Source organism: Nonomuraea sp. IBHARD001 (assembly GCF_056106265.1).
Map to the genome: position 1 here is coordinate 6,045,332 of NZ_JBWBBW010000002.1, position 12,530 is coordinate 6,057,861.

Sequence of the window (12,530 nt, forward strand, 5' to 3'; positions counted from 1 at the left end):
GTGACCGGCCAGCTTCCACCAGACTAGAACCTTGACCATCACACGACAAAGGACTCCCGTTGGACCTCGGTACGCACTCCAAACTGTCCAACCATGCCTGGGCCGTCGCCGACCTGCTGCGCGGCGACTACCGACGGCACGACTACGGCAAGGTCATCCTGCCGTTCACGGTGCTGCGCAGGCTCGAATGCGTGCTGGACAAGACCCGTGACGCGGTCGCCGATCTCGCCGAGAAGGGTGAGGATCGCGAGTTCTTCCTGAAGAAGGCCGCCGGACACGGCTTCTGGAACACCGGCCGCCTCACGCTAGCGAAAATCGCGGGCGACCCGGAGCATGCTGCATCGCTGATGAACCAGTATGTGGCCGCCTTCTCCGAGAACGCCCGTGAAGTACTGGAGAGGTACGACTTCGCCCAGCAGATCAAGAAGCTGGACGAGGCGGACCTGCTTTATCAGGTGGTCGGCAAGTTCGCCGACCTGGATCTTCGGCCGTCCTTGGTTTCCAACCAGCAGATGGGCTACGTCTTCGAGGACCTGATCAGGCGCTTCGCCGAAGCCTCCAACGAGACCGCCGGTGAACACTTCACGCCGCGCGAGGTCATCGAGCTGATGGTCGAGCTGCTCATCGCACCCGATGCCGATGTGCTGACAGACGGCGTGGTCAGGACCGTCCTTGACCCCGCCTGCGGAACCGGCGGCATGCTGAGCGCCGCCGAAGAGCACATCAAGCGTTTCAACAAGCATGTGACGGTCAAGGTCTTCGGGCAGGAGCTCAACCCTGAGTCGTGGGCGATCTGCCGCTCCGACCTTCTGATCAAGGGGCAGGACCCCGGCAACATCGCCTTCGGCAATTCCTTCACCGACGACGGCTTCCTTCGGGAGAAGTTCGACTACCTGTTGGCCAATCCGCCGTTCGGTGTCGAGTGGAAGAAGATCAAGGCGGAGGTCGAGAAAGAGGCCGCCAGCGACCCGGGCGGCAAGTTCCACGCCGGTCTGCCCCGGATCAACGACGGGTCCCTGCTCTTCCTGCAGCACATGATCTCCAAGATGAAAACGCCCGCGCTCGGGGGCAGCCGGATCGCGATCGTCTTCAACGGCTCGCCGCTCTTCACGGGCGCGCCTGGCTCCGGCGAGTCGAACATCCGCCGCTGGATCCTGGAGAACGACTGGCTGGAGGCGATCGTCGCCCTGCCGGACCAGCTCTTCTACAACACCGGGATCTCGACCTACTTCTGGATTCTCAGCAACCGCAAGCCTGAGGGCCTGTGGGGCAAGATCATCCTTCTCGATGCCCGTGACTACTGGCAGAAGATGCGCAAGTCCCTCGGCGACAAGCGCAAGATGATCGGCGAGGAGCAGATCAGAGAGATCACGAGACTGTACGGCGAGGCGCTCGTGGCGGTTGCCGATCCAGAGCATCCGGTGCCGGAGAAAGTGAAGCTCTTCCGCAACGAAGAGTTCGGCTACCGGCGGATCACTGTCGAGCGACCGCTCAAGCTCCGGTTCGAACTGACCGAAGACACGCTGGACAAGCTTCGGATCGCCTTCATGGTCCACAATGCCATCGCCGCCGGGAGCGACATCGGCGTTGCCAGTCAGGTCGAGGCCGTCCGGCCCCTACTCGGCACCACCTGGTGGACCAAGGCCGAGGCGTTCGCCGCTCTGCAGGAGGCGATCGCCGGGTCCGGGACCATCTGGCCGTCGAAGGCCCCCTTCCTCAAGTCGGTCCGTGACGCCATCGGTGTGAAGGACCCAGCTGGCGAGGTGCAGTACAAGAAGAAGAGCGACCCGTACCCAGAACCCGACCCGGACCTGCGCGACTTCGAGAACGTGCCGTTGGAGGAGGATGTGGAGGAGTACCTGAAGCGGGAAGTCCTTCCTCACGTGCCCGACGCCTGGATCGACCACGATAAGACCAAGGTCGGCTACGAAATCCCGTTCACCCGCAATTTCTACGTGTACACACCGCCCCGGCCGCTAGCTGAGATCGACGCCGAACTCAAGGCTCTTGAGGCCGAGATCCAGGCTCTTCTGAGCGAGGTGACCGAATGAGCGATTCCGGGATTCGCCTTCGCTACTATCTACACCCCAAAGAAGAAACAAATCAGCCCGACTTGATGGTTCTGTCCGTATATCGGGACTATGGAGTAATACCCAAAGATTCAAGGGACGACAACTTCAACAAGACGCCAATGGATGTCTCGCGGTACCAGGTCGTCCAATCCGGAGATCTTGTTGTTAACAAGATGAAGGCATGGCAGGGCTCCATTGCTGTGTCACGGTACTCAGGAATCGTAAGTCCGGACTATCTGGTGTGCTCGGTATCGTCTTCAGTTTATGCGCCCTACCTTCACTATCTACTCCGCTCGAAGCCACTCATTGCAGAGTACGCTAAACGCTCCAAGGGAATCCGACCCGCGCAATGGCGTCTCTACTGGGAAGATCTAGCCGATGTTCCCGTTAACCTTCCGTCGCTGGATGAACAACAGCGGATCGCGGATTTCCTCGACGCTGAAACCGCCCGCATCGATCGCCTCATCGATCTTCGTCGCTGCCAGTCAGCTAATATCGCCGAACGGTATACTGTCGCGATCTCTAATATAACTACTCCGGGGATCAGCGCATCCGATGAACAAAATGCTAAGTGGCCATGGCTTCCCAAGGAACTGAAAACAGCGCGACTCGGCTACTGGGCGCAGGTTCAGTCAGGAGTAACAGTTCACAACGCACGAATCAGATCTCCAGAAGATGCAGAGTTCCCCTATCTACGGGTGGCTAATGTCCAGGGCGAAAACGTCGATCTCGGCGAGATCAAAACTATCACCATCCCCAGATCGATGGCGGAACGGTCCATGCTTCGAACGGGAGACGTAGTGATGACCGAGGCGAACGGGAATCCCGACAATCTAGGCCGCGGAGCAGTCTGGTACGGAGAAATCCCAAACATGGTTCACCAAAACCATGTTTTCGCTATCAGGGTTAATCGAGAACGCCTGCTACCCGAATACATTTCTGCCCTGCTCGCCGCAAGCCATGGTCGCCGATACTTCCGTTTCACCTCGTCACAAGTGGGCATTGCAACGACTAGCAGCAGCAAGGTACTCGACTTTCCGGTCCCTATAGTTTCTCTGGCCAGGCAAGCAGAGATCGTCACAGAGTGCGAACAATTGCGATCATGGATGGGTCGTGCTAACAGCGCCTTGAATCGCCAGATCGACCTGTTGTTGGAGCATAGACAGACGCTCGTCACGGCGGCGGTGACCGGACAGGTCGATGTGTCCGCCGCCAGCGGACGAGGGATTGAAGTGTCATGAGGAACAGAGCTCCGGAGGGCAGGCGGCCGTTCGCCGCCCGGTGCGGATCCACGGCTACAAGGCGACTCGATCCTTCGATCAGGCCCGCCTGGCCGCGCAGCTCGCCTGGCCCCTGCGAGGGTGACGCGCCGTCATTCGACAAATTCCGGCGTGACGTCGAGTATCTGATCACAGGAACGAGGAAGAACCGGTGAAGGGCGCACACAGCGAGCAGGCGTTCGGTGACGCGATCGTGGTGGCGATGCGTGATCACGGCTGGGAGGTGGGCCAGCTCTCGAACTACCGTGCCGATCTGGGGCTGGACACCGCCGAGCTGTTCACCTTCATCGGCGCCACGCAGATCGACGCGTGGAACGAGCTTCTGTCCCTCTATGGCGACGACGCGGACGCCACCCAGCAGGGGTTTCTGAAGCGGCTGAACCAGGCGATCGCCACAGAGGGCGTGCTTGCCGTACTGCGTGGTGGCGTGAAGGACCGGGGCGTCAGGTTCCGGCTCGCGTACTTCAAGCCCAATCTGATCCTTTCAGACGACGTACTGGCCAGCTACCGGAAGAACCGGCTGACGGTCACTCGTGAGATCGCCTACGCGACCAAGGCCGGCGACACGGGTCACCGCCTTGACCTGGTGCTCTTTGTCAACGGCATCCCGGTGGCGACAGCGGAGCTGAAGAACCCGCTGACAGGTCAGGGCGTGGAGCAGGCCAAGAAGCAGTATCGCGAGGAGCGCGATCCCACCGAGCCGCTGTTCTCCCAGAAGGTCATCGCGAACTTCGCGGTCGATCCCGACCAGGTGTTCGTCACCCCCAGGCTACGAGGCAAGTCCACGCCGTTCCTGCCGTTCAACACCGGGTCGGAGGGGCCGGGCGAATCGGGTGGCGAGGGCAACCCCCACGTCACCGAGGAAGGCAAATACGCCACGTCCTACCTGTGGGAGCAGGTCTGGCAGCGCGACAACTGGCTGGATCTGCTCGAACGTTTCGTGCATCAGCCCAGGGACAAGAAGGGCTCGGGTCGGTCGGTCATCTTCCCGCGATACCATCAGTGGGACGCAGTCAAGCGACTGACCGCGCATGCCGTACGGCATGGCGCGGGCCACAACTACCTCGTCATGCACTCGGCGGGCTCAGGCAAATCGAACACGATCGGCTGGCTGGCGCACCGGCTCAGCTCACTACATACACCGACCGACGTCCGGCTGCTCGACTCCAAGGCGGTGGCGAACGGGCTTCAGCCCGGGGTGCCGGTCTTCGACAAGACCATCATCATCACCGACCGGCGCAACCTCGACTCCCAGTTGCGCGAGACGGTGGGCAGTTTCGAGCAGACCGCCGGGCTCGTCGTCAAGATCGACGAGCGGAAGGGTATCAAGTCGGCGCAGCTGGCCGCCGCACTCTCCAGCGAGGCCGGGAAGATCATCACTGTGACGCTGGCGACATTCCCGGTGTTGATCGAATATCTGAAGGAGAACCCGGCCGAGATCAAGGGCCGGACCTTCGCCATCATCGTGGACGAGGCGCACTCCTCCCAGTCGGGCGAAGCCGCGAAAGCCGTACGAGCGGCTCTGCGTGACCTGGGCCTGGACGCCGACGACGAGGAGCAGGGCACCATCAGCGTCGAGGCGAAGCTGAAGCGGAGCGCCGAGGAGCGCAGCAAGGCGGCGAACATCTCCTACTTCGCCTTCACCGCCACGCCCAAGGCCAAGACGCTGGAGCTCTTCGGCGAGGTCACTCTGGTCGGCGGTGAGCCGAAGTACAAGCCGTTCCACACCTATGCGATGCGCCAGGCCATCGAGGAGGGCTTCATCCTCGACCCGCTGCGCTCCTACGTCACCTACAACACCTACTGGAAACTCGTCAGCAACAACCCCAACGACCGGGAGGTCGAGAAGTCCAAGGCTAGCTCCCTGCTGGCCAAGGGCGCTCTCACCCACGACGCGACTGTCGCCCAGCAAGCAGCCGTCATCGTCGAGCACTTCCTCGCCCACACACGGACGAAAATCGGTGGCCGGGCCAAGGCCATGGTGGTCACCGCCAACCGGATCAGCGCCCTGCTGATGTCCCGCGCCATCAAAGACGAGTTGGAGATCCGGAGCGTCGACCTCGGTGTCCTGGTGGCCTTCTCCGGCAGCCTCGAGTACGAGGGCGACAAGGACATCACCGAAGTCAAGGAAAACGGTGGGCTCAGTGAGGACGCACTGCCGAAGGCGTTCGCCTACACCCGCGCCGATGACCCGATCGTGAAGGCGGGCGGCAAGGGCCGGCCCGAGTACCGGATCCTGGTAGTGGCCGAAAAGTACCAGACCGGTTTCGACGAGCCGCTGCTGACAACGATGTACGTCAACAAGAAGCTGGCCGGGATCGCCGCCGTCCAAACCCTCTCACGGCTCAACCGGACCGCCGAGCGGAAGTCGCAGAGCGACCTGGCGGTCATCGACTTCGTCAACGACGCCGAGCAGGTCCAGGCCTCATTCCGGCCCTACTTCGAACTGGCGATGACCTTCCCATCTGACCCGAACCTGCTCTACACGGCTCAGAGCAAAGTCCTGGGGCACGACCTGCTGTACAAGCAGGAGATGCTCGCTTTCGCCGCAGCATTGTTCCAGGCGGAGGAGTCGAAGGTCTCCCGTGAGAAGGTCCACGCGGAGCTCTACCGGCTGCTGGCTCCTGCTGTTGGCAGGTTCAGGGAGCTGCTCGACAGTGAGGATGAATACGAGCGGAAGGCGGCCGAAGACTTCCGGGCCGATCTTGACAGCTACGTCGGCAAGTACGGCTTCCTCTCCCAGGTCATCCCCTACCGGGACGATGATCTGGAGCTGCTCTACGTCTACGGCCGCTACCTGCTGGCTCGGCTGCCGCACGGTCCCCGGGGCGACGTGGACCTCGGGGAGGTCGACCTCACCCACGTCAGGATCGAGAAGACCGGCGAACACGACCTCGCTCTGCGGCCCGAGGGCGCCGCGGATCTGAAGGGCTTCGGGGACGGCTCCGGCCGCGCCAAGGAGGAGGAGAAGTCGCTCCTGTCGGAGCTGATCGAGAAGTTCAATGACAAGTTCGGCACCAACTTCACCGAAGAGGACTTGATCGTCCCTTTCAACGAGACGGTCGCCGACCCGAAGGTACGGCAGGCGGCGGTCGCCAATGTCGACCCGGAGAACTTCGGCCACGTCTTCAACGACGTCTTCGAGGAGAAGGTCGCCAACCACGTCGACAGCCTGCGCACCCTCGGCGACAAGTTCTTCGACAAGGACCCGGCCTTCAAGGTCGCGCTCACCAAAACGGCCCGCCGGGCGGCATGGCGTCTCATCCGAGAGCAGGAGCTCGGCGACGTAGCTTGATCGTCTGATAGCTGGACAACGGAGAGTCGCGCTGAGCACACTTGTTGCACAACGCTCACAGCGCGACTCCCGGAGCCAAAGTGTCATCTGAGCCCGTCGCCGGACGGTACGAGCTGACCGAAAAGATCAGCACGGGCGGTATGGGTACCGTCTGGCGGGGCTACGATGCCGTGCTCGACCGCGAAGTAGCGGTCAAGGTAATCCGGACGGAGATCGCCACCTCCGCCTGGGCCGCAGACGAACTCGCCGAACGCTTCCGGCGCGAGGCCCGCATCACCGCGCGCATCCGTCACCACGGTGTTCCCCAGGTATACGACGCCGTCCTGGCGGAGCCGTACGACCAGCTGTATCTGGTCATGGAATACATCCACGGCACTACCCTGCGAGGGTATCTCCAGCCGGGGAGTCTGCTGCCGGTCCCGTGGGCTGCCGCGGTCGCGGCCCAGATCGCCACCGTACTCTCGCACGCGCATGCCGTACCGGTCGTCCACCGTGACCTCAAGCCCGACAATGTGCTGATCACCTCCGACGGCACCGTCAAGGTGCTCGACTTCGGCATCGCCGCCATCATGCGACCGGATGCCACACCGCTCACCCGGCTCGGTATCCCGCTCGGGACCGACCAGTACATGTCGCCCGAGCAGACCCGCGCTAGTCAGGTCACGCCCCAATCCGACCTCTATTCGCTCGGCTGCATGCTGCACGAATTGCTGTGCGGGGAGCCGGTCTTCGCAGGCCCCGCCGAGGAGGATTTCTGGGACCAGCATCGCCACGTGCGGCCGAAGCCTCTGCGCAGTCTCCGCGCCGAGATCCCGGAGGAGCTCGAACGGCTCGTACTCGACCTGCTCGCCAAGAAGCCCGAGCAACGCCCACGCGACGCATATGCGGTCTACGTGAGTCTGCTGCCGTTTCTCCCCCAGCCTGGCTCGTCGGCTCCCGAACGAGGGCCTGCCCTCACCGGCTGCCCCGATCCAACTCAGATGTACCGGCGGCCCAACGCGCCGCGCCCTCCGGATGCACCACCGGCCGTCTCAGGTCCGAGTGTCCTGCCAGGGCCTGCCACAGCCCTGGACACGCCACTGAGGAACGCGATCTCGCTCGTCGAGCAGCATGTCGATGCGCTCCTGGATGACGACCGTTTCATCCAGGCGGCCGACAGTCTTGCGGAGTTGATCGCTTCTGCCCCGCTCGATGCCACGCACCCGCGCATTCTCGGGCTCCGCAAGAAGCGGGCGGCGATCCTGTTCGTCGGCGGTGACTTCCGCCGTGCTCTGCCCGAGTTCGATGACCTGGCGGCCATCTACGAGAATGCGGAGGGCCCGGCCTCCAAGAATGTGGTCAACTGCCGTCGGCAGGCCGCCGACTGCCGAGCTGAACTCGGCCAGGGAACCAGCGCGCTACGGCAATACCGAGAACTGCTCGCCGTGGTCAGCTCAGCGGAGAGCGACACGTCGCAGAACGCCATCGAGCTCCGCCGCAACATTGCCGCAGTCCTGGCCGGTGAGGGGGATATTCCGACTGCGCGTGAGGTGCTCACTGCGCTCCTTGATGATCTCCTCATTCTCCATGGTCCCGATCATGAGGAGACCCAGGAGGTAGCCGCGCTCCTGAGCTACCTCGCGAGCCGCTGATTCACTGCGATGGTCGTTTCTGGACGGCCGGGGGACGGTCATGCGCGAGATAGCCGGCGAGACTGTCTGCGGGATTCCCGGCAACTGGCGCCAGGGCCTCACGGATGCGAAGGGCATCCTCTTGCGGCAGCCGGAGCAACGGTCGACGCAGCATGATGCTCCACGTCGCTGGATTAGGGAAGACCGACAGATCGTCCACCAACTTGTGCAGTTCCACACCGGTCCCCCAAGCGGCGAGTGCCTCCAGCCTGATCGCGCATCCCGTCGCGAACGTCCTGTCGGCAAAAGTAACCGGCACGTCGAGGGACTCCGGCTTCGTCGTCACCACGGCTTGTCCGACGATTCGGCCCCGGTCTCGCGTGGGGTTCCGGTATGCGCCGCGTGTCGTGTAGATCAGCAGCTCGTCCCCCGCTTTCAACGCGGCCACTTCCGCGCGGGAGGTCGTAGGGAAGGCCATCCGCTGCTCACGTAACACCCAGGCGATCGCCTGCCGTTCTCCCAGAATCAGCAGATAGGAAGCGGTGTTTGACACGAGGGACACGGTAGCGAACCTGCCGCCCAGCTGCGTGATCCAGGGCAGGCGGACCACCAATTCAGCGGCGAAGGACATTGACACGTTCGGCACCGAGCAGCGGAGCATTCTCGGGTCCCGCGATGTATGGCGCGATCCAGATCGGCTTGTGGTCCTGGCGGGAGGGGAACCAGTGGTTGCGCCAGTGACCTCGGACAACCCACTGATGGTGATAGTTCCGCCCCACCTCGGCGCCCAACGGCTCGGCTCTCTCCGGGCGACGGGCCCGGCGCAACGTCAGCAGCCGGATCGGCTGGACAACCGCCCCCTGCCGCACCAGCCTGCGGCGAGTTCCGCGATCAGGGTCCAGTCGTTCTTCGGTCGCGATCTCCTGACTCGCCAGCAGCCAAGTGGCAATCATGGTGCGCCCCAACGACTCCAGATAGTCCATATCCTCCGGGCGAGTGTCCGCCCCGAAGTCCAGCCCCGCCCAGTCGGGCTCCTCCCGGAAGGTGAACACCGCCTCGGAGGTCATCGAGAGCCGCCCAACACCGAACATGTTGCGGTGCCCGCGTAGATACGCACCCCCCTTCTCGATCACTTGGGTGTAGAGGGCAGTCTCCGTATGGTCGTAGTAGAAGCTCACCCCTACCGCGTCCCCGTCAGGAGCCCAGGAGGCCGCGACGACCGGCGCCTCGCGGGGATTCCTCTTGGCCCAGGCGATCGGGCTGCCCCACACGATGAATCCCTGCGGCGCGGGCAGATCCTCAGGCATGAGCCGAAAGGCCGGCAAGCTTGCTCCGGCAGCCACCGCGACTTCAGTCATCGCATCGGAGACATGGAACAGCTCGGCATCCCGCACACGCTTGATCGTTTCGACGGTCAGGTAGGCGGCCAGCTCCTGCTCCGTGAGCTCGGACGTCTCGCGGGCGCTTGCCTCAAGGAGGCGTGCGTCAGTCGGATGGTCCCGGATGAACCGGAGCATCTGCTCAGGTCCGATGCGGAAGAGATCCTCAACAAGGCTCTGCCGAACCTCGGGAACCTGCCGGGCCTCGATGGGGTTGCCCACGTTCCTCCTCAAGCCGCGGCTGAGCGGCGACCGGCGGTGGGGAAGGCGTCGCCGACGGTGGCGGCGAGCACGAGGTAGGCGTCCCGGGTCTCCTCGGCCAGGCGGTCGAGGTCGACTTCGGAGTCCTCCTCCAGGTGCGGGTCGAAGGGGACCTCGACGACCGCGCGGCATCGCTCCCCGAAGTAAGCGCGCAACGCGTCCAGGTCGACGGTCGACTTGCTGCGCGGCCGCACGCTGGAGAGCACCACGGTCGCCGTTTTCACGAGGTCGGAGTGGTCGTGGGCGTGCAGCCAGTCCAACGTCGCCTCCGCCGATCGGGCTGCGGCCACCGATGGGGAGGTCACCAGCACAATTTGGTGCGACAGCGTGAGGATGCTCGACATCGCCGAGTGCAGCAACCCGGTGCCGCAGTCGGTGATGCTGATCGAGTAGTACTGCTCCAGCAGACGGGCGACCTCGCGGTAGTCGTCCGCGCTGAACGCCTCGGAGACGGCGGGATCCCGCGCGGACGCCAGAATCTCCAGCCGGTTGGAAAGCGACTGGGAGGTGAAGGCGCGCACGTCGGCATAGCGGGGGTTGGAGAAGGTCCGCAGCTCGGTCAGCAGTTCGCGGACCGTGGCGGCGGTCTCGACCCTGACCCGGTCGGAGAGCGTGCCCCTGTCCGGGTTTGCGTCCACCGCGATCACTCTGTCGCCGCGGATGGTGGCCAACGTGGCGCCGAGCCCGACCGTGGTCGTCGTCTTCCCGACGCCGCCCTTCAAGCTCAGGACGGCGATGCGATGGTGGCCGTCGGAAACGGGCGCCATCACCCGTCCCTTGAGATCCCGGTGCCGCAGCGCCTTCGGGGACTCCCCCGGATGGATCAGCCCTCCAGTCGAGCGGTAGACGAGGCGCCGCCATCCGTCAGACGGAGCGTGCCGCTTCCCGCGCAGCAACATCTCGGGCGAGAGCCGATCGATTGTGCTCGGTCGCGGGAGCCCCACCGTCGGGTCATCGTCCTCGTACGGCGAGACCGTGCTGTCCTCTGTCATCCGGCCTCCCGGCGGCTACGGAGCGTATGCGAGCCAGGAGTACCGCCATTCAAAGATTGATAAACATCTCTCCATCTGCGGTTATCCAATGGACACCCCTTTGCGTCTCCGAAAATCCCCAGAGCATCAAACCGAGCAATTAAGGATTAACCGCCCTAAAAGTCACGCCTCCAAGCCTGCTCTCTAGAGAGTTTAGTTACGTTCTGAAATACATGCTGGTCAGGACCATCCACCCTCTTGCACTTTGTCCGACTCCCGACTTACTCTCCCCATGCATGCGACTGACTACTCAGAGTCAAATATGGGGTGATTACGGTGACTCGCCCGGCTGTGAGACGACAGGCGACTCTCCTGGTATTGCTGAGCATCGCCTCGTTGGCGAGCTGCTCCACTACCAAGGGCGCAGTCCTTCCACCCCGTAGTTCGCCCCCACCAGCCATCCCCGAGAGCAGCAGCCCTTCCCCTTCGCGCCCCCACGACGCGGCACTCGCCGCCTACACCGCCTACTGGTCCGCCTCCGACCAGGCCGCCACATCGCCACCCGACAAGGCCCGCGAGCTGCTGGAGCCGTACACCGCCAAGTCCTACCGCGACGCTGAACTCAAGGGCATCCAGCAACTCCAGAAAGCACGCCGCGAACCATGGGGAACCGCCGAGGTCCGCGTCTACGAGGTCGCTATCAACGGCAAGCGCGCCCGCATCCGCGACTGCCAGGATGTCTCCGGCCGCGGCCTGGCCCACGCCGACACCCACGAGGTCATCCCGGAGTCCACCCAGGGGCCGGCCACCCGGCACGTGGAAGCGCGGCTCGACCAGGATCGCGCGGGCATCTGGCGGCTCATCCGCATTACGGCTCTGGACACACCATGCACTCCCCCCTCGTCCTCGTAACAGCACTCCTCCTGTCGCTCCCCGGCCCCGACGACGATCGCGGCGTCGCCCAGGGCCGCGACCGCTGGCTCCCGTGGGCCAACGACTCCACGACCACACCGGGCAGCGGAGGGCGCTCTGGCTCTGGAGGCGGCGGCGAGCCGTACTGGGACCGTTGCAGGTACACCCCCGGCCCGCACGGCAACACCTACCTGGAGTGCACCGGCGGACAAGCCGGCGGCCCGGACGCAGCCTTCGAAGGTGTCGTCCCAGAGAACCCAGCCACAGCCATCACCCCCGAGATGCTGCTGGAGCAGGCCCTACGCCAGCTCAAGCCGCCACTACCGCAGGTCAAGACCGCTCCCCCTCGCGGAAAGAACGGCTTGGTCGGCCTGGCGCACTACTACTGGATGGAACGTTCCCAATGGCGTCCGATCACCAGCCGCGCCCAGGCCGGAGCCGTCTACGCCGAGGTCACCGCCACCCCCACCAACCTCGTCATCGCCCCCGGAACAGGCCAGCCCACCGTCACCTGCCAAGGGCCAGGAGTGCCGTACCAGAAGGACCGGAAAGGCTCGTGCGCCCATACCTACACCCGCTCCAGCGCCGGACTCGCGAACGCGAGCTACCAAGCCACGGTCAGCGTGGTGTGGAGCGCGACCTGGGTGGGCTCCGGCGGCGCGGGCGGCCCGCTCGCCCCGCTGACGGTATCGACCTCCTTCCCCGTCCGGATCGCCGAGGGACAGGCGTTGATCCAGAGGAGTAGCTGAT

9 protein-coding genes are annotated in these 12,530 nt (G+C 64.0%); 6 read left to right on the forward strand and 3 right to left on the reverse strand.

Translation table 11 applies throughout. From position 1 onward, the window contains the following. Positions 1–59: 59 nt before the first annotated feature. The 4 genes from ACTWNK_RS29545 to ACTWNK_RS29560 all read left to right on the forward strand — a co-directional run bounded on the left by ACTWNK_RS29545 (position 60) and on the right by ACTWNK_RS29560 (position 8,278). Positions 60–2,051: a type I restriction-modification system subunit M gene (locus tag ACTWNK_RS29545; protein ID WP_474307820.1), complete on the forward strand. Its 1,992-nt coding sequence runs from the start codon at positions 60–62 to the stop codon at positions 2,049–2,051. Further along, positions 2,048–3,313, forward strand: a complete 1,266-nt coding sequence (locus ACTWNK_RS29550) for a restriction endonuclease subunit S (RefSeq protein WP_474307821.1) — start codon at positions 2,048–2,050, stop codon at positions 3,311–3,313. The genes ACTWNK_RS29545 and ACTWNK_RS29550 overlap by 4 nt, the downstream gene beginning before the upstream one ends. A 190-nt stretch (positions 3,314–3,503) precedes the next feature. Next, positions 3,504–6,647: a type I restriction endonuclease subunit R gene (locus ACTWNK_RS29555; RefSeq protein WP_474307822.1), complete on the forward strand. Its 3,144-nt coding sequence runs from the start codon at positions 3,504–3,506 to the stop codon at positions 6,645–6,647. 80 nt (positions 6,648–6,727) lie between these two features. Continuing rightward, positions 6,728–8,278: a protein kinase domain-containing protein gene (locus tag ACTWNK_RS29560; protein ID WP_474307823.1), complete on the forward strand. Its 1,551-nt coding sequence runs from the start codon at positions 6,728–6,730 to the stop codon at positions 8,276–8,278. Position 8,279: 1 nt separating this feature from the next. On the opposite strand, the gene ACTWNK_RS29565 is transcribed toward ACTWNK_RS29560, so the two are convergent. From ACTWNK_RS29565 to ACTWNK_RS29575, 3 genes are all read right to left on the reverse strand, one after another. After that, a complete protein-coding gene (locus tag ACTWNK_RS29565) occupies positions 8,280–8,810 on the reverse strand; it encodes a hypothetical protein (protein WP_474307824.1) in 531 nt (176 codons plus the stop codon). A 61-nt stretch (positions 8,811–8,871) separates the two neighbouring features. After that, positions 8,872–9,858 (reverse strand): hypothetical protein, encoded by a 987-nt coding sequence (locus ACTWNK_RS29570; protein ID WP_474307825.1) that lies wholly within the window; start codon positions 9,856–9,858, stop codon positions 8,872–8,874. An 8-nt stretch (positions 9,859–9,866) separates the two neighbouring features. Beyond that, entirely contained in the window at positions 9,867–10,664 is a 798-nt protein-coding gene (locus ACTWNK_RS29575; RefSeq protein WP_474307826.1) for a MinD/ParA family ATP-binding protein, read from the reverse strand. A gap of 582 nt (positions 10,665–11,246) precedes the next feature. On the opposite strand from ACTWNK_RS29575, the gene ACTWNK_RS29580 reads away from it, so the two are divergent. Together ACTWNK_RS29580 and ACTWNK_RS29585 are read left to right on the forward strand one after the other, a co-directional pair. Next, positions 11,247–11,780, forward strand: coding sequence for a hypothetical protein (locus ACTWNK_RS29580; protein ID WP_474307827.1), 534 nt, complete (start codon positions 11,247–11,249; stop codon positions 11,778–11,780). Continuing rightward, entirely contained in the window at positions 11,756–12,529 is a 774-nt protein-coding gene (locus tag ACTWNK_RS29585; RefSeq protein WP_474307828.1) for a hypothetical protein, read from the forward strand. Before ACTWNK_RS29580 ends, ACTWNK_RS29585 begins: the two co-directional genes overlap by 25 nt. The last annotated feature ends 1 nt before the right edge of the window (position 12,530 follow it).

Excerpts from the sequence above, each read along its gene's own strand:
- ACTWNK_RS29550 (WP_474307821.1), top strand. The coding sequence starts at position 2,048 with ATGAGCGATTCCGGGATTCGCCTTCGCTACTATCTACACCCCAAAGAA.
- ACTWNK_RS29575 (WP_474307826.1), bottom strand. The coding sequence starts at position 10,664 with ATGGCGCCCGTTTCCGACGGCCACCATCGCATCGCCGTCCTGAGCTTG.
- ACTWNK_RS29585 (WP_474307828.1), top strand. The coding sequence starts at position 11,756 with ATGCACTCCCCCCTCGTCCTCGTAACAGCACTCCTCCTGTCGCTCCCC.